Source organism: Plantactinospora sp. WMMB782 (assembly GCF_049179135.1).
Classification (GTDB): domain Bacteria; phylum Actinomycetota; class Actinomycetes; order Mycobacteriales; family Micromonosporaceae; genus Plantactinospora.
In genome coordinates, this window is sequence record NZ_JBMHMC010000007.1 from 5,694,894 (window position 1) to 5,712,765 (window position 17,872).

16 protein-coding genes are annotated in these 17,872 nt (G+C 73.6%); all 16 read left to right on the plus strand.

The features are described from left to right. The first annotated feature begins 7 nt into the window (after window positions 1-7). The gene (locus ACN28A_RS27575; protein ID WP_421399757.1) at window positions 8-1,420 is read left to right on the plus strand and encodes an acetyl-CoA carboxylase biotin carboxylase subunit; all 1,413 of its coding nucleotides are present in this window, start codon (window positions 8-10) and stop codon (window positions 1,418-1,420) included. Beyond that, window positions 1,413-1,676, plus strand: coding sequence for an acyl carrier protein (locus ACN28A_RS27580; protein WP_421399760.1), 264 nt, complete (start codon window positions 1,413-1,415; stop codon window positions 1,674-1,676). The genes ACN28A_RS27575 and ACN28A_RS27580 overlap by 8 nt, the downstream gene beginning before the upstream one ends. Beyond that, window positions 1,673-2,056 carry a 3-hydroxyacyl-ACP dehydratase FabZ family protein gene (locus ACN28A_RS27585; RefSeq protein ID WP_421399762.1) on the plus strand — a complete coding sequence of 128 codons (384 nt, stop codon included), beginning with the start codon at window positions 1,673-1,675 and terminating at the stop codon, window positions 2,054-2,056. The genes ACN28A_RS27580 and ACN28A_RS27585 overlap by 4 nt, the downstream gene beginning before the upstream one ends. After that, window positions 2,053-2,547, plus strand: coding sequence for a 3-hydroxyacyl-ACP dehydratase FabZ family protein (locus ACN28A_RS27590; protein WP_421399765.1), 495 nt, complete (start codon window positions 2,053-2,055; stop codon window positions 2,545-2,547). The genes ACN28A_RS27585 and ACN28A_RS27590 overlap by 4 nt, the downstream gene beginning before the upstream one ends. Before the next feature lie 8 nt (window positions 2,548-2,555). Beyond that, entirely contained in the window at window positions 2,556-3,302 is a 747-nt protein-coding gene (fabG, locus tag ACN28A_RS27595) for a 3-oxoacyl-[acyl-carrier-protein] reductase (protein WP_421399768.1), read from the plus strand. A 34-nt stretch (window positions 3,303-3,336) separates the two neighbouring features. Next, the gene (locus ACN28A_RS27600) at window positions 3,337-4,158 is read left to right on the plus strand and encodes a 2-hydroxychromene-2-carboxylate isomerase (RefSeq protein ID WP_421399771.1); all 822 of its coding nucleotides are present in this window, start codon (window positions 3,337-3,339) and stop codon (window positions 4,156-4,158) included. Window positions 4,159-4,270: 112 nt separating this feature from the next. Beyond that, window positions 4,271-6,103, plus strand: coding sequence for a fatty acyl-AMP ligase (locus tag ACN28A_RS27605; RefSeq protein WP_421399773.1), 1,833 nt, complete (start codon window positions 4,271-4,273; stop codon window positions 6,101-6,103). A 5-nt stretch (window positions 6,104-6,108) separates the two neighbouring features. Then, window positions 6,109-8,145 (plus strand): acyl-CoA dehydrogenase family protein, encoded by a 2,037-nt coding sequence (locus ACN28A_RS27610; RefSeq protein WP_421399775.1) that lies wholly within the window; start codon window positions 6,109-6,111, stop codon window positions 8,143-8,145. Further along, a complete protein-coding gene (locus ACN28A_RS27615; RefSeq protein ID WP_421399778.1) occupies window positions 8,142-9,863 on the plus strand; it encodes an acyl-CoA dehydrogenase in 1,722 nt (573 codons plus the stop codon). Before ACN28A_RS27610 ends, ACN28A_RS27615 begins: the two co-directional genes overlap by 4 nt. A 32-nt stretch (window positions 9,864-9,895) precedes the next feature. After that, entirely contained in the window at window positions 9,896-10,165 is a 270-nt protein-coding gene (locus ACN28A_RS27620) for an acyl carrier protein (protein ID WP_278061049.1), read from the plus strand. Beyond that, on the plus strand, window positions 10,162-11,676 hold the full coding sequence (locus ACN28A_RS27625; protein WP_421399782.1) for a condensation domain-containing protein: 1,515 nt from the start codon (window positions 10,162-10,164) through the stop codon (window positions 11,674-11,676). Before ACN28A_RS27620 ends, ACN28A_RS27625 begins: the two co-directional genes overlap by 4 nt. Before the next feature lie 100 nt (window positions 11,677-11,776). Next, window positions 11,777-12,520, plus strand: coding sequence for an ABC transporter ATP-binding protein (locus ACN28A_RS27630; protein WP_421399784.1), 744 nt, complete (start codon window positions 11,777-11,779; stop codon window positions 12,518-12,520). A gap of 127 nt (window positions 12,521-12,647) precedes the next feature. Then, window positions 12,648-15,140 (plus strand): FtsX-like permease family protein, encoded by a 2,493-nt coding sequence (locus ACN28A_RS27635; RefSeq protein WP_421399786.1) that lies wholly within the window; start codon window positions 12,648-12,650, stop codon window positions 15,138-15,140. A gap of 330 nt (window positions 15,141-15,470) precedes the next feature. Next, complete coding sequence (sbnA, locus tag ACN28A_RS27640; protein WP_421404676.1) at window positions 15,471-16,454, plus strand: 2,3-diaminopropionate biosynthesis protein SbnA; 984 nt, start codon at window positions 15,471-15,473, stop codon at window positions 16,452-16,454. Beyond that, entirely contained in the window at window positions 16,454-17,470 is a 1,017-nt protein-coding gene (sbnB, locus tag ACN28A_RS27645) for a 2,3-diaminopropionate biosynthesis protein SbnB (protein ID WP_421399788.1), read from the plus strand. The genes sbnA and sbnB overlap by 1 nt, the downstream gene beginning before the upstream one ends. Window positions 17,471-17,642: 172 nt before the next feature. Next, window positions 17,643-17,858: an MbtH family protein gene (locus ACN28A_RS27650; RefSeq protein ID WP_421399791.1), complete on the plus strand. Its 216-nt coding sequence runs from the start codon at window positions 17,643-17,645 to the stop codon at window positions 17,856-17,858. The last annotated feature ends 14 nt before the right edge of the window (window positions 17,859-17,872 follow it).

The following is a 17,872-nucleotide window of genomic DNA, read 5'->3' on the forward strand; positions in this document are numbered from 1 at the left end:
GGCGGGCATGGTCAACCGGGTACTCGTCTGCAACCGGGGCGAGATCGCAGTCCGGATCATCCGCGCCTGCCGCGACCTCGGCCTGGAGAGCGTGCAGGTCTACTCCACCGCCGACCGGGACAGCCTGGCGGTGCAGCTCGCCGACCACGCCGTGCACATCGGACCCGGCCCGGTCGCCCGCAGCTACACCAACATCCCGGCCATCCTCTATGCCGCCGCCAAGTCCGGCGCCGACGCGGTGCACCCCGGCTGCGGCTTCGTCTCCGAGGACCCGGTCTTCGCCGCCTCCTGCCGGAACGTCGGGCTCACCTTCGTCGGCCCGGCCGCCGAGCACATCGCGCTGATGGGGGACAAGGTGGCGGCCCGGACGGCGATGCGCGCCGCCGGGGTGCCGGTGCTGCCGGGCTCGGACGGCACCGTCGACTCGCTCGGCGACGCGGTGACGGTGGGCGCCGAGATCGGCTTCCCGCTTATCGTCAAGGCGGTGGCCGGCGGCGGCGGCCGGGGCATCGCCGTGGTGCACCGGGCCGAGGACCTGCCGCTGGCGTACGAGACGACCCGCTCGGCCGCCCGGACCCTCTTCGGCGACGACCGGGTCTACCTGGAGCGCTACCTGCCGGCCGCCCGGCACATCGAGGTGCAGGTACTCGCCGACGGGCACGGCACCGTGCTGCACCTGGGCGAGCGGGACTGCTCGGTGCAGCGGCGGCACCAGAAGCTGGTCGAGGAGTCCCCGTCCCCGGCCCTCGACCCGGAGCTGCGGGAGCGGCTCTGCGCGGCGGCGGTCGCCGGGGCCCGGGACATCGGCTACGTCAGCGCCGGCACCTTCGAGTTCCTTGTCGCACCGGACGGCGCGGCGTACTTCATGGAGATGAACACCCGGCTCCAGGTCGAGCACCCGATCACCGAGGTACGCACCGGGATCGACATCGTCGCCTGGATGATCCGGATCGCCGCCGGGGAGCGGCTGGACCTGACCCAGTCGGACGTCCGGTTCGACGGGTACTCGATCGAGGCGCGGATCAACGCCGAGGACGTGGACCGGGACTGGGCCGGTTCCACCGGCCGGCTGCACGGGCTGCGGATGCCGGCCGGCCCCGGCGTACGGGTGGACAGCCATCTCTTCGACGGCTATGTCGTACCGCCGTTCTACGACTCGCTGCTGGCCAAGATCGTCACGCACGGCGCCACCCGGGAGGAGGCGCTGCGCCGGCTGGACCGGGCGCTGGCCGAGTACCGGTCGGCGGGAGTGACCACGAACGTCGACTTCCACCGCCGGCTGCTGCGCCATCCCGGCTTCCGCGCCGGTGACTACCAGCTCGGCGTCGTCGAGTCCGTGCTGGCCGAGCCGTCCCCGGGCGACGTCGCCCGCGGGGAGGACCACGAGATCAACACCGAGAGGACGGAAAGTCATGTCTGACCAGCTCACCACGGGGCTCGACAAGGAAGACCTGCGCCGGCTCATCGCCGACACCATCGACGTCGACCTGGCCGAGGTCACCGACGACGCGCACTTCGTCAACGACCTGGAGGTGGACTCCCTGATGGCCCTGGAGATCACCGTCCGGCTGGAGAAGCGGTACGGCGTCAAGATGGAGGAGAGCGAGCTGATCGCGGTCAGCACGCTGGACAGCACCTACCAGCTCCTCGACGGCAAGCTGCGGGGCGGGTCGTGACGATCCGCTGCGCACCCCTGGCCGACCAGGTCGAGCTGCTGGAAGCCGACGGGACCTCGGCGGTGGCGACCGCGAAGGTGGACCCCGGTGACCCGGTCTTCACCGGGCACTTCCCGGGCTTCCCGGTGCTGCCCGGGGTCTACCTGGTCGAACTCGTCGGGCAGACCGTCCGGGCGGCGCTCGGCGAGCGGCACCGCCCCGAGCTGGCCGCGATGGACCGGTGCCGCTTCCTCAGCCCGGTCGCCCCCGGCGACGAACTGCGGATCGAGGCGGCGCTGTCCTGGTCCGGGCCGGAACTGCGCTGCACAGCCAAGATCAGCACGGGTCGCGGTCCGGCCGCCGAGCTGCGCCTGCGCTACCGACCGGAGGAGAGCCGATGATCGGGGTCGCCGGGATCAGGAAGGTGATACCCCAGCGGTATCCGATCCTGCTGCTCGACCGGGTGGTCGAGCTGGTGCCGGGTGAGCGGCTGGCCGCGCTCAAGGCGGTCACCTGTAGCGAGGCCTGCTACGAGCGGCTCGACGAGGCGTCCGTGGACCGCGACTACGCGTACCCGGGGACGCTGATCGTCGAGTCGTGGGCCCAGGCGGCGGTGCTGCTGGCCAGCTGGGAGAACCCCAACCCGGACGTGCTGGCCGGCAAGGTGGTGCTGGCCGGCTCGATCAGCAACGTCACCTTCGGCAACCCGGTCTATCCCGGCGACGTCCTCGAGCACCGGGTCCGGCTGGTCAAGGTCGTCGGCGAGACGGTGATCCTCGAGGGCGAGACCGTGGTCGGCGACGAGCCGGTGATGCGGCTCGGCCAGTTCGTGCAGACGCTGCGCCCGCTGGACGCGCTGCGTCCGGCGGAGCCGGCCCCGGCGGGGGTGTGAGGAGCGAGATGAGCGACAACGGACGACGGGTCGCGCTGGTCAGCGGCGGATCCCGGGGCATCGGCCGGGCCGTGGTGGCCCGGCTGGCCGCCGACGGATTCGACGTGGCCTTCTGCTACCAGGCCAACGCCGAGGCGGCCGAGCTGTCGGCGAAGGCCGCCCGGTCCGCGGGTGCCCGGGTGCTGACCCGGCAGGTGGACGTGGTGGACCTGGCCCAGGTACGCGACTTCGTCAGCGCCACCGAGGACGAGCTGGGCCCGGTCGACGCGGTGGTGACGGTGGCCGGGGTGACCCGGGACCGGCCGCTGGTGCTGATGGGCGAGGACGAGTGGCACGGGGTGCTGCGGACCAACCTGGACGGCACCTTCACCGTCTGCCGGTCGGCGGTCTTCGCCATGATGAAGCGGCGCCGTGGCGCGGTGGTCACGCTCTCCTCGGTCGCCGGGGTGGCCGGCAACGCCGGGCAGACCAACTACTCCGCCTCCAAGGCCGGGATCATCGGCTTCACCAAGGCGCTGGCCAAGGAGATGGGCCGGTACGGCATCCGGGCCAACGTGGTCGCGCCGGGGTTCATCGAGACCGACATGACCGCGGGACTTCCGCCGGCGGTCAACAAGGAGATGCTCGGCCGGATTCCGCTGGGCCGGTTCGGCCGGGCCGAGGAGACCGCCGACCTGGTCGGCTTCCTCGTCTCCGACCGGTCCTCCTACGTCACCGGCCAGGTCTTCCAAGTCGACGGCGGCATCGCGCTGTAGCGCGTACCGCCTCGGAGCATCCGAGGAGTTTCCCATGGCGGTGCGCCGCACCCCACGGTTCTACTTCAGCCTGCGCAGCCCGTACTCCTGGCTCGCCTACCGGGACCTGCACCAGCGGCATCCGGAGCTGGTCTCCGAGTTGGACTGGGTGCCGTTCTGGGAGCCGGACGAGCAGAGTTCCCGGCTGCTGGCCGAGGCCGGTGGCGAGTTCGTCTACACCGCGATGTCCCGGGCCAAGCACCTCTACGTGCTCGCCGACGTCCGGCGGCTGACCGCCGAACGCGGACTCTCCTTCACCTGGCCGGTGGACCGGGAGCCGGTCTGGGAGATTCCGCACCTCGGCTACCTGGTCGCGGCGCGGCACGGCGCCGGGCCGGGCTACCTGGAACGGGCGTACCGGGCCAGGTGGGTCCAGGGCCGGAACATCTGCGACCGGGACACGGTCGCCGGGATCGCCGCCGAACTCGGACTCGACCCGGCCGAGGTCGCCGGGGCGGCGGACGATCCCGAGGTACGCCGCCAGGGCGTCGCGGCGCTGCTCGACATCTACGCCGACGGCGTCTTCGGGGTGCCGTTCTTCGTCCACGGCCTGGACCGGTTCTGGGGGGTGGACCGGCTCGCCGCGTTCGCCGCCTCGGTCGCCGCCAAGCGCGGCACCGCCCGACCGGCAGCCCGGCCGGCGGCGGTACCGGCACCTGTGGGCAGCGGCCCGGCGCAGGCGCAGGCACGGGAAAGCGCTCCGGCGCAGGAGTGGGCGAGCGGGCCGGCGCCGGAGGAGAGCGACCCGGTTGCCGAGCCGGTGCTGGTGGGTGTGCCGGGCCGCACCGACGAGGGGCATGCCGGCGGCTGCGGCTGAGCGCGCCGGCCAACCCGCCGATATAGCCCGAATAGAGACGTCGACCGTACGGTCTGGCCCGACAGGCGCCGATGGCGCGGGTGCACGCCGTACCGGAGAAGCCGGGGAAGCAATGTTGGGAAGCATCGTCGAGGCGGTCCGGCACAACGTCGCCGGTTCGCCAGGGCGGCAGGCGGTGGTGTTCTGCCGTGGTGTGGGGGAGCGGCTCGTCGAGTCGTCCCTGACGTACGCCGAACTCGACCGGGCGGCCCGGTCCACCGCGACCTGGCTGGGCCGGCAGTGCCGGCCGGGCGACCGGGCGCTGCTGCTCTATCCGACCGGGCTGGAATTCGTCGCCGGCTTCCTGGGCTGCCTCTACGCGGGCGTGATCCCGGTGCCGGTGCCGCTGCCGGCGAACTACCGGCAGCACGCCGACCGGACCAGCGCGATCGCCCGGAACGCCGACGTGGCGGTGGTGCTGACCGACCCGGACAACCTGCGTCCGGTCGCCGACTGGATGCTCCAGGAGGGCCTGGACCAGCTGGCCTTCGCCGCGACCGACCTGGCCGCCGTCCCGGCCGGGCCTGACGGTCCGATCGGGTCCGGCGGTCCGGCCGGGACCGGACCGGGCGACGGTGGCGCGGACTGGCGGCCCTATCCGGCCCGCCCCGACGACATCGCGTTCCTCCAGTACACCTCGGGCTCGACGAGCGACCCGAAGGGTGTGATGGTCACCCACGGCAACGTGCTGCACAACATCGGCTCGGCGCACCGCACTCTCGGCTGGACCGACCAGACCAGGTTCTGCTCCTGGCTGCCGCTCTATCACGACATGGGCCTGATCGCGATGCTGATCGCCCCGCTGCTGCTCGGCAGCACCGCCGTGCTGATCCGGCCCAACGACTTCCTCAAGCGCCCGCAGCTGTGGCTGGCGGCGATCGACAGGTACGGCGCCGAGGTCGCCTGCGCGCCCAACTTCGCGTACGACCTCTGCGCCCGGGTGCTCACCGACGAGCAGGTCGCCGGGCTGGACCTGTCCCGGTGGCGGTACGCCTGCAACGGCGCCGAGCCGGTCGACCCGGCCACCCTGGAGCGGTTCGCCGCCCGGTTCGCCCCGGCCGGGTTCCGTTACGAGTCGTTCCTGCCGACGTACGGGCTGGCCGAGGCGACCCTCTGCGTCACCGGGGCCCGCCCGACCGGCCGCCCCGTCAGCGCGTACGTCGACCCCGCCGAACTGGCCCGGGACGTCTTCACCCCACTGCCCGCCGGTACGCCCGCCGGGCTGGCCCTGGTCGGCAGCGGCCGGGTGAACGAGCTGGACGTGCGGATCGTCGACCCCGGCACCTGCACGGTGCTGCCGGACGGGCGGGTCGGCGAGGTGTGGATCCGGGGCGGCAGCGTCACCCGGGGCTACTGGGGGGACCCGGTGGCGACCCGCCGGGCCTTCGGCGCGGCGACCGCGGACGGCGACGGCGGCTTCCTGCGTACCGGTGACCTCGGTGTCCTCGACGACGGCGAACTCTACGTCACCGGCCGGATCAAGGAAATGATGATCGTGCACGGCCGCAACCTCTATCCGCACGACGTGGAGCGCGAGGTCCGGGAGGTCTCGCCGGCGTTCGCCGGGCTGCCCTGCGCGGTCTTCTCGGTGCCGGCGCCCCGGGAGGAGATCGTGGTCGTCCAGGAGTTGCGCACCCGGGGCCGGGACGCCGCCGAGATCGCCGGGCTGGCCGCCGGGGTCAGGGCGGCGCTGAGCCGGGTCCTCGGGGTCCGGGTGGCGAACGTCGTCTTCGTCCGGGTCGGCCAGGTCCGGCGGACCACCAGCGGCAAGATCCAGCGCACCATGATGCGGGAACTCTTCGTCTCCGGCGTGCTCGACGCGACGTACGAGGAACTCGATCCGGAGGTCCGGGACCGCTACCGGGCCGGCCGGGCCGGACTGCCGGTGCCGGCCGGGCGGGGGTGACCGGGATGCGCTATCCGGCCTTCGCCCTCGCCGAGCACCTGGACGCCGGGCTCGGCGACCCGCACGACCCGTCCCGGGCGGCCTCGTTCGCCAACTGCGTGGCACTGGACACCCGGGAGGAGTTCCCGGCCGAGGTCTGCGCCGAACTGGACCGGCTCGGCCTGCCCCGCTGGTACGTGCCGGCCGAGTTCGGCGGCGAGCTGCGCAGCTACGAGGAGCTGCTGCACGCGGTGCGGATGCTGGCCCGCCGGGACCTGACCGTCGCGATCGGACACGGCAAGACCTATCTCGGCGCGGTCTCCGCCTGGGTGGGCGGCACTCCGGAGCAGGCCCGCCGGGTCGGCGCCGAGGTGCTGGCCGGCCGCGTCATCTCGCTGGCGCTGACCGAGCGGGAGCACGGCAGCGACCTGCTCGCCGGTGACGTCTCGGCGGTGCCGGCCGGCGCCGGCTACCGGGTCGACGGCGAGAAGTGGCTGATCAACAACGCCAGCCGGGGCGACCTGCTCTGTGTGCTGGCCCGGACCGAGCCGGCCGGCGGTACCCGGGGGTTCAGCCTGCTGCTCGTCGACAAGCGGCGGCTCGACCCCGGCACCTTCCGCTGCCTGCCCAAGGAGCGCACCCACGGGGTACGCGGCGCGGACATCAGCGGGATCGCCTTCGCCGGGGCCCAGGTGCCGGCCGAGGCGCTGCTCGGCCCGGCCGGCGCCGGCCCGGAGATCGTGCTGAAGAGCGTCCAGCTCACCCGGACGATGTGTGCGGCGATGTCGCTCGGCCTGGCCGACCAGGCACTCCGGCTGGTCGCCGACTTCGCCGCCGGGCACCGGCTCTACGACCGGGCGCTGATCGACCTGCCGCACGCGAACCGCACCCTCACCGAGGCGTACGTCGACCTGCTGGTCGGTGAGGTGGTGAGCGTGCTGACCGCGCGCGGCATCCACGCCACCCCGGGCGAGCTGAGCGTCACCTCTGCGATCGCCAAATACCTGGTGCCGACCATGATGGACCGGACCATCCCGCGACTCGGCCAGGTGCTCGGCGCGCGTGCCCTGCTCACCGCCGACCACGCCGACGGGCTGTTCCAGAAGATCGAACGCGACCACCGGATCGTCGGCATCTTCGACGGCAACACCCTGGTCAACCTGAACTCCCTGGTCAACCAGTTCCCCGGACTGGTGCGTGGCTACCGGCGCGGGGTGGTCGACCCGGGGCTGACCGAGACGGTCGAGCTGTCCCGGCCGCTGCCGGACTTCGACCGGAGCCGGCTCGCCCTGCTCTCCCGGGCCGGGTGCAGCGTGGTGCAGCGGCTACCGGCCGCCGTCGCCGAGGTGCTGGAGCTGGCCGACGCCGGCATCGTCCCGCCGGCCCTGGCGGCCCAGGCCGAGACGCTGGCCGGACGGGTGGACGCCCTGCACGAGCGGATGGCGGCGTACCGGCCGCAGCCCCGCCAGGTGCCGGTCGAGGCGTTCGAGCTGGCCGGCGAGTACGCCGTCGCCTTCGCCGCCGCCGGCTGCCTGCAACTGTGGCTGCGCAACCGGCACTGGCTCGCCGACGGGCCGACCGCGCCGCTCTGGGCGGACGCCCGCTGGCTGCGCGCCTGCCTGCACCGGCTGATCGGGCAGCTCCGCCCGGCCACCGGCAGCGGCTCCGGCACCAGACCCGACTACGGCACCGGACCGGACGACGGCACCGGACCCGACGGCGGCTCCGGACCCGACGGCGGCGAGGACTACGACCGGCTGCTGCCCGACCTGCGCGCGCAGCACCGCGCGGGCCGGCTCTTCTCCCTGCTCCCGTTCCGGCTCGCCGAGGCGACCGGGCAGCCGCCCGCACCGCCGTCCCGACCCGCCGACGCGCCGGCACCGCCGGCCCGGCCCGAGGCCGTACAGCAGGACCCGACCGACGCTCACCGCGAACGAGCTGGGCACGAGGCGTCCGCGTCGGACCGGCCCGGTGAGCCTTCCGCGTCGACCCGGTCGGCTGAGGCGTCCGCCTCGGCCCGGTCCGGTGAGCCGGCTCCGCAGCTTCCCGAGGTGGTCCGATGAGCGTCGACACCGCATCCCCGGCCGGCAGCACGCCGGCCGGTGCGGCCGATCCCGACCTGGAGACGTACCTCGGGGATCCGCACGATCCGGCGAACCCGGTCGGCTATCCGGCGGTGCTCGCCGCCGACGAGCGCGGCGAACTGCTCGCCGAGGGCGAGCGGGCCCTCGACGGGTACGGCCTGAACGCCGAGTTCGTGCCCCGGGCCCTCGGTGGCCGGTTCGACCGGGCCGACCGGCTGGCCCGGGTGCTGCGGGCGGTGTTCCGCCGGGACACCACCCTCGGGGTCGGCTACGGGGTCACCACCTTCATCGCCGCCACCCCGGTCTGGACCGACGGCACCCCCACACAGCGCCGCTGGCTGGCCGAGCTGCTGCTGCGGCACGGCAAGGCGTCGGCCGGCTACAACGAGCTGGCGCACGGCACCGACTTCGGCCGCACCGAGCTGCGGGCCCGGCCCGCCGGGGACCGGTTCCTGGTGACCGGTCGCCGGGAGATGGTCGGCAACCTGTCCCGGGCGGACGCGGTGACCCTGTTCGCCCGCACCGACGACCGGCCGGGCAGCCGCAGCCACTCGCACCTGCTGCTGGACATGGCGGCGCTGCCGGCCGGACACCGCCGCCACCTGCACCGCTACCGGACCGCCGGTGTCCGCGGCATCCTGCTCGGCGGGCTGGAGTTCACCGACTGCCCGGTACCGGCCGACGCGCTTGTCGGCGAGGCCGGCGGTGCGATGGAGACGGTGCTGCGGGCCTTCCAGGTCACCCGGAGCGTGCTGCCCGGGATGGCCGTCGGGATCGTCGACACCCAACTGCGTACCGTGCTGCGCTTCGCCCTCGACCGCCGGCTCTACGGGCTGCCCGTCGCCGAGCTGCCGCACGCCCGGGCCACCCTGGTCGGCGCCTTCCTGGACCTGCTGGTCGGCGACTGTCTGTCCACGGTGGCCGCCCGCGCCCTGCACGTGCTGCCCGACCAGACGAGTGTGTACAGCGCCGCCGTGAAGTACCTGGTGCCGAAGCTGTTCCAGGAAGCCGCCCACTCGCTCTCGGTGGTGCTCGGCGCCCGGTCGTACCTGCGGGACGGCCGGTACGCGATCTTCCAGAAGACCCTGCGGGACCTGCTCGCCGCGACGCTCACACACGCCAGCGCGGCGGTCTGCCAGGCGACGATCATCCCGCAACTGCCCCGGCTGGCCCGGCAGGGCTGGCGGTCCAGCCCGAGCGCGCCGCCGGCCCTGTTCCGGCTCGACGACCCTTTGCCGCCGCTGGACTTCACCGCCCTCGGGCTCTCCGCCAAGGGGATGGACAGCCTGGCCGGCAGCCTGCGGGACCATCTCGACGAGCCGGGCGCCGATCCGGCGGTCGACCGGCTCGGCCGGCTCTTCGCCGCCGAACTCGACCGGCTCGGCCGGCTCTGCGTGGACCTGCCCCCGGCCGACCGCACCGTGATCGCCGGCCGGCGCAGCTTCGAGCTGACCGACCGGTACGCGACGGTGCTGGCCGCCGCCGCCTGCCTCGGGATGTGGCGGCACGGCCCGGCGGACCCGTTCCTGCGGGACCCCCGCTGGCTGCTCGCCGCACTGTCCCGGCTGGCCGGCCGGCTCGGCATCGACCCGGGCCCGGCGCCGGACGGGCTGGCCGACCACCTCTACACCGAGCTGCTGGAACGTCATCAGGACAACCGCGGCTTCGACCTCGTCAACCGGCGCCTGGCCGGCTGACCGTCCGCGCCCGTACGCCGAAGGAGAGCACCATGTCCGGAACCATCCAAGACACGTCCGTCGACGCCATCCGCAGCTGGCTGGTCGGCCGGATCGCGTTCTACCTGCAACGGCCGGCGGAGCAGATCGACGCCGACACGCCGCTTGTCGAGATCGGCCTCGACTCGGTGTACGCGATGACCCTGAGCGGGGACGTCGAGGAGCGCTTCGACATCGAGGTGGAGCCGACGATGGCCTGGGACCACCCGACCGTCAACGCCCTCGCCGGCCACCTGCACGGCGTACTGGGCGACCGGGGATGAGCACCGACCTCGGGACCGCCGGGGGGCGGCCGGCCACCCCGGGCGGGCAGCCGCCGGTCGAGCCCTCGCCCGGGGCCGGGCATCCGCTCTCGGTCGGGCAGGAGGCGCTCTGGTTCCTCTACCAGCTCGCGCCGGAGAGCCCGGCGTACAACATCACGCTCGCGGTCCGGGTCCGGACCGCGCTCGACGACGCGGCGCTGGCCGGGGCGGTCGACGCGCTGGTGGCCCGGCACCCGGTGCTCGGCACGGCCTTCGCCGAGCGGGACGGGGCACCCCGGCAGTACGTTCCGGCGGCGCCCCCGACTCCTCCGCCGGGCGGGGCGGCGACCTCCCGCTGGCTGGAGATCCGGGACGTGCCGGGCCGCACCGACGAGGCGCTGCTCGGGCTGGCCCGGTCGATCGGCGAGCAGCCGTTCCGGCTCGGCGCCGGGGACGTCTTCCGGGTGGTGCTGCTGCGCCGCGCCGCCGACGACGCCGCCCTGGTGCTCGTCACCCACCACATCGTCAGCGACGCCACCTCGCAGTGGCTGCTGCTGCGCGACCTGCTGGCCGGCTACCGGGGCCTCGCGGCCGGCGGCGCACCGGACTGGACGCCGCTGACCGCGGGCTACCTCGACCACGTCGAGGCGGAACGGAAACTGCTCGACTCGCCCCGCCGGGCCCGCCTGGAACGGTACTGGCGGGAGCGCTGCACCGGCGTGTCGGCCGGGGTGCTCCCGCTGGACCGGCCCCGGCCGGAGCGGCAGACCTTCGACGGTGCCACCCACCACCTGCGGCTCCCCGACGAGCTGGCCGGCCGGGTCCGGTCGGCGGCCTCGGCGGCCGGGGTGACCCCGTTCGCGTTCCTGCTCGGCGTCTTCCAGGCCACCCTGTACCGGTACGGCGGGCAGGACGACTTCACCCTCGGCTGCCCGGTCGCCACCCGGTACGGCGCCGGCCTGCGCGACGTGGTCGGCTACCTGGTCAACACGGTGGTACTCCGCTCCTCCTTCACACCCGGCGCCACCTTCGCCGACGCGGTCGCCTCGGCGCACCGGGAACTCCTCTCCGGGCTGGCCCACGTCGGCTATCCGTTCCCGCTGCTGGACCGGATGCTCGGCGCGGCCCGGGGCGGCAGCCGGGCGCCGCTGTTCCGGATCGCTTTCACGATGGTGGCGGCGGACCGGCTCGACCCGCCGCTGCCGCTGGTGCCCGAGGGCGCCGTCGTCGGCCCGGAGATCGAACACTCCGGGCTGCGGCTGGCCGCCTTCGACGTGCCGCAGCTGGAGGGGCAGTTCGACCTCAACGTCGAGCTGCGGCAGTCGGAGGATTCACTGTCCGGAGCCTTCCGGTACAACACGGATCTGTTCGACGGTGCGACCATAGAGCGGCTTACCGGGCACTACCGCCGGTTGCTGGAGGCGGCCACCGCCGACCCGACGCACCGGATCGACCGGATTTCCCTCGTCGACAGCGCACAACTGGAGCTGCTGCTCGCCCTGGGTACCGGCGGAGTCTCCCCCGGGCGGTGACGCCCGGGAAACCACCCGAACCCGCAGGACGGCTCAGGGTCGGCCGTCCGGGGCTTCTCAGGGTGGAATCTCATGTGTCGATCTGACGATCAGTGATTGGATGCTCGCTATGGAGCACGCTGTGCGGCTGGAGTCGCTGAGCAAGACGTACGGTTCGGGACAGAACGCGGTGACCGCACTGCGGGACGTGTCGCTGAACCTGCGGGCCGGCAGTTTCACCGCGATCATGGGGCCGTCCGGCTCGGGCAAGTCGACCCTGTTGCAGTGCGCGGCGGGGCTGGACCGGCCGACCGGCGGTCGGGTGGTGATCGGCGACACCGACCTGACCGGGCTGAGCGAGACCGCGCTGACCCTGCTCCGGCGGGACCGGATCGGCTTCGTCTTCCAGGCGTTCAATCTGCTGCCGTCGCTGACCGCCGAGCAGAACGTGGCGCTGCCGCTGCGGCTCGCCGGTCGCCGGCCGAGCCGCTCCGAGGTGGCGGAGGTGCTCGCCGAGGTCGGGCTCGGCAACCGGGGCGGACACCGGCCGGCGCAGCTCTCCGGCGGCCAGCAGCAGCGGGTGGCGATCGCCCGTGCCCTGGTCACCAAGCCGGCGGTGCTCTTCGCCGACGAGCCGACCGGCGCGCTGGACACCAGCACCAGCCGGGAGGTGCTGGCCCTGCTGCGCAACCTGGTCGACCAGCACCGGCAGACGATCGTGATGGTGACGCACGACCCGGTCACCGCCGCCAACGCCGACCGGGTGGTCTTCCTCGCCGACGGGGTGCTCGCCGGCGAGCTGGTCAACCCGACGGCGGAGGCGATCGCCGCCCGGATGACCCGGATGGAGGTCGGCGCGTGCTGAGCCCGGTTGGATGTGGGCGCGGGCCGAGCCCGGTTGGAAGTCGGTGCGTGCCGAGCCGGATCGAGCGTCGGCGCGTGCCGAGCATCGCATCGCGGCTGTTCCGGACGACGCGGACGGAGGTCCTGCCGTGCTGAGCATCGCGGTGCAGACGCTGCGGATGCGCTGGGCCGCCTTCGTCGGCACCTTCCTGGCGCTGACCCTGGGCGCCGGCATGATCGCCGCGATGGGGCTGGAGATCGCCGCCACCCTGGACCTGCCGGACCGGGCGCCGCAACGGTTCGCCACCGCCCCGGTGGTGGTGGCCGCGCTGGACCCCGAGTGGGATCCGGCCCGGCACGACCCGGGCAGCCGCTCCCTGATCCAGGCCCGGGGCATCTCCGACGCGCTCGCCGCCGAGGTCGGCGCGTTGGGCCGTACCGTGCCGGTCCGCTCCTTCTACGCCCAGCTCGCCGGTGGACCCGACGACCAGGTCGGGCACGGCTGGGCCAGTGCCGAGTTCGCGCCGTACGCGCTGGCCGCCGGCCGGGCGCCGCAGACCGACACCGAGGTGGTGGTGCCGGCCGGCGGTGCCGGGCCGGGGGAGCGGGTCAGCGTCCTCACCACCGGCGGGCCGCGCGAGTACACCGTCGCCGGGGTGACCGGGCCGGCCGACTTCGAGTCCGCGGTCTTCTTCACCGACGCCGAGGCGGCCCGGCTCGCGCCCCGGGTCGAGGCACTGGTCTCCTACGGCGATCCGGAGGCGGTGCGGCAGGCCGTCGGCGGGGACGCCGAGGTGCTCACCGGGGACCGGCGCGGGGTGCTGGACCCGAGCTACAACGCCGACCGGGAGGCGATCGACAACACCCAGACGCTGCTGCCGATCACCGCCGTGGTGGCCGGCTTCGTCTCGATCTTCCTGGTCGCCTCGACGTTCGCCTTCGCGGTCGCCCAGCGGCGCCGGGAGATCGCCCTGCTCCGCACGGTCGGCGCCACCCCCCGGCAGGTACGCCGGATGGTGCTGGCCGAGGCGCTGGTGGTCGGGCTCGCCTCGGCGGTCGCCGGCTCCGCCCTCGGGCTGGCCGCCGCGCCGCCGCTGGCCCGCTGGATGGTCGAGCTGGGGCTCGCCCCGTCGTGGTTCACCGTCGAGGTCTCGACCAGTCCGGCGATCTGGGTCCCGTTGCTGATCGCCTTCGGCACCGGGCTCGGCGTGGCGCTGCTCGGTGTCTGGGCGGCGTCCCGCCGGGCCGGCGACGTACGCCCGATCGAGGCGTTGCGGGACGCGGCCGTGGACTCCCGCACCATGACCTCCGGCCGGTGGCTCTACGGGCTGCTGGCGCTCGCCTTCGGACTCGTCACCATCGGCTGGGTGGCGGTGGTGAACCCGGGCCTGGTGATGGTGCCGACCCGGTACATCGGGGTGCTGATGTTCCCGATCCTCGCCTTCGCGCTGCTCGCCCCGGTGGTGGTCAAGCCGATCGCCCGGCTGATCACCTGGCCGCTGGGCCGGCTCGGCGGGGCCGCCGGGATGCTGGTCCGGGAGAGCGCGCTGACCGCGGTGCGGCGTACCGCGGCCACCGCCGCACCGGTGCTGCTCACCGTCGGGCTCTCCATCTCGCTGCTCGGCGCGGCCGCCACCATCGACCGGGCCAAGGACAGCGGCCGGCGCAACCAGGTCGTCGCCGACTTCGTGGTCACCCCGGACGGCACCCCGGGGGTCAACGAGGCGGTCACCGAACGGGTCCGGGCGATCCCCGGCGTCGACGTGCTCGCCGCGCTGCCGACGATGGTGTACGCCCGGGACGACGCCCGGCTGGCCGACTACGAGGCGCTGGCCGTCGACCCGGCGGCGCTGGCCAGCACCCTGACCCTGCCGGTCGACGAGGGCGACCCGGCCGACCTGCGCGACGACACGATAGTGGTGAACGACGACTGGGGCGTCGGGGTCGGCGAGACCGTCGAGGTCTTCCTGGCCGACGGCACGACAGTGCCGCTGCGGGTGGTGGCGGTGCTGAACACCACCTCGGGCAGCAACGACGTCGCCTACCTGAGCACGAAGTACGCCGGCACCGCCGAGTACGCCTTCACCGGGCTGGCCCGCCGGATCTACGTCTCGGTGCGCGACGGCACCGACCCGGCGACCGTCCGCTCGGCCCTGGCCGCCGCCACGTCCGGGCTCGGTGCGCGGGCGATCCCGGCCGAGGACTGGCTCGGCGAGGAGAGCAGCGAGAACAGCCAGGCCAGCTCGCTGGGCATGGTGCTGGTGCTCGGCATCGCGATCGTCTTTTGCTTCATCGCCATCGTCAACACGCTGGTGATGGCGACCTCGGACCGGCTGCGCGACCTGGCGATCCTCCGGCTGGCCGGGGCCACCCCGCGCCAGGTGCTCCGGGTCTTCGCCGCCGAGTCGCTGCTGGTCGCCGGGGTCGGGGTGCTGCTCGCGGTCGGGGCGTCGGCGGTGAACCTGGCCGGGCTGCGGCTCGCCCTGGGGCAGCTGGTCGGGGCCACCCCGGTCAGCGTGCCGTGGGGCACCGTCGCGGTGATCACGCTGGTCAGCGCCGCCCTGGCGGTGCTCGGCGCGGTGCTGCCGGTCCGGCTCGCCTTCCGGTCCGGCGCGGTCGAGCTGGCCGGCGTACGCGAATAGTCGTCCACAACGGACCCTTCGGGCTCCGCCAGCCGGCTTTACGCCGGCGGCGGGGCCCGGTTCGTTTTCGAAGATAGTTTCGATATGGGGCTGGTATAGCCGCGGGTCGCAGGATGGCAAGGAGCCGAGAAAGCAGGCCGGCGCCAACCGTGGGAACGCCTCACCTGGCGGTGACGTTTCCCGGGAACGTAACTGACCCGCGAAGGGAAAGCCGTGCCAATGGACCTTTTACGAGCTGGACAGCGCGGCGCCTGCACGCCGACCCTCAGCAGCGGTGACGACCAACCGCAGGGCGAGGTCGAAGAGGGTCCACCGGATGCGCTCAAGGGCATCCTCGCGGCCGTCGGGAACACGCCGCTCGTGGAACTCGAACGCCTGGTGCCCGATTCCCGAATTCGGGTGTACGCCAAGCTGGAGCGGTTCAATCCCGGCGGCAGCGTCAAGGACCGGACCGCGCTGAGCATGCTGCTGGACAAAATTCGCAGCGGTGAGCTCCAGCCCGGCCGGTCGGTGGTGGTCGAGTCCAGCTCCGGAAATCTCGCGGTCGGGCTCGCCCAGATCTGCCGGTATTTCGGACTCCGGTTCGTCTGCGTCGTCGACGCCAAGACGACCGAGCAGAACATCGCGATACTGCGGGCCTACCAGGCGTCGGTCGAGGTGGTGAACCGGCCCGACCCGGACAGCGGCGAGTACCTGCCGGTGCGGGTACGCCGGGTCCGCGAACTTGTCTCCAACACCCCGCACGCGTTCTGGCCCAACCAGTACGCCAACCCGCTCAACCCGATCGCCCACCGGCAGACGATGGACGAGATCGTCGCGGCGCTGGACGGCTCCGTCGACTACCTGTTCTGCGCGGTCAGCTCCTGCGGGACCCTGCGCGGCTGCGCGGACTACATCCGGCAGCACGGGCTCGACACGAAGATCGTCGCGGTCGACGCCGTCGGCAGCATGATCTTCGACGGGCAGCAGCCGATCGAGCGGCTGCTCCCCGGACACGGCGCGTCGCTGCGGCCGGGCCTCTTCGACCCGGACGCCGCCGACGAGGTCATGCACGTGACCGACCTGGAGTGTGTCGCCGCCTGCCGCCGGCTCACCGCCCGGGAGGCGATCCTGGCCGGCGGCTCCTCCGGAGCCACGGTCGCGGCCCTGGAGCGGCGCAGCCAGACCATCCCCGAGGACGCGACATGCGTGCTCATCTTTCCCGACGGTGGCGACCGCTACCTCGACACGATCTATTCCGACGACTGGGTGCGGAGCCGCTTCGGTGAGGTTTCGCACCTCTGGAAGGAAGCCGCCGGTGGTGATCAGGCCTGATGCTGATCCTTCGACATGACGACGTGCGCCAGATCCTGGCCGAACGTGAGCTCGCACTGATCGAGCTGGTCGGCGAGGCGTACCGGCTGCACGACGAGGGTGCCACCGCGGTGCCGCACTCGACGTTCCTCCGCTTCCCCGACCAGCCCCGCAACCGGATCATCGGGCTGCCCGCGTACGTCGGCGGGAAGTCCCCGGCGGCCGGGATGAAGTGGATCGCCTCCTGGCCGGGGAACATCGACAGCGGGCTGGCCCGGGCCAGCGCCTCGATCGTGATCAACGACCTCGACACCGGGCAGCCGACGGCGCTGCTCGAAGGATCGGTGATCTCGGCCAAGCGGACCGCGGCAAGTGCGGCGCTCGCCGCCCGGCTGCTGGTCAGGGAGCCGGGACCGAGCGGGGTCACGCTGATCGGCTGCGGCGTGATCAACCTGGAGGTGCTGCGCTTCCTGCTGGCCGCGCTGCCGACGCTGTCCGAGGTGACCCTGTTCGACAGCGACTGCACCCGGGCCGCCGCGTTCGCCCGGCAGTGCGCCGACCTCTCGGCCACCCTGCACGTGACGCTGGCCGCCGACGCCGGCCGGGCGGTCGCGGCGCACGACCTGGTCTCGATCGCCACCACGGCGGCCGAGCCGCACCTCGATCTCGGCCCGGCCCGGCCCGGCACCCTGGTGCTGCACGTCTCGCTGCGCGACCTGACCCCGGCGACGATCCTGGCCAGCCAGAACGTGGTCGACGACGCCGACCACGTCTGCCGGGAGCGGACCTCGCTGCACCTGGCCGAGCAGCAGGTCGGACACCGGGACTTCGTCGACGCACCGATCGGCCAGATCCTGCGCGGCACCGGCGGCTTCCGCCGCGACCCGGACCGGACGGTGGTCTTCTCGCCGTTCGGCCTCGGCGCCCTGGACATCGCCCTCGCGGAGTTCGTCCGGGCCGCCGCCGTCGAGCGGGGCCTCGGCATCCGCGTCGACGACTTCCTGCCCGCCACCGGCGGCACCGCGAATCCCGGCTGACCCGCCCGCCACGCACGACCCGGCGATCCGGCCCGGCCGGGATCGCGACCCCCGGACCCGCACCGGGCCGGGGCAGCAGCAGCCCAGGCCGGCCGGCTCTCGGCCGGCGGCCCGACCGCCCAGGTGAGCCGGCATCCGGCCGGCGCCCTGACCGACCACACGAGGAGTTCCGATGGCTGACGAGCAGACCGACGACCGGGTGTACCGGGTCGTCCGCAACGACGAGGAGCAGTACTCCATCTGGCCCGCCGACCGCGATCTGCCGGCCGGCTGGCACGCCGAGGGCACCGAGGGCCCCCGGGCCGACTGCCTCGCCCGGATCGGCGAGGTCTGGACCGACATGCGCCCGCTGAGCCTGCGCCAGCGGATGGCGGCGGCGCAGGGCTGACCGCCCCCGCGACG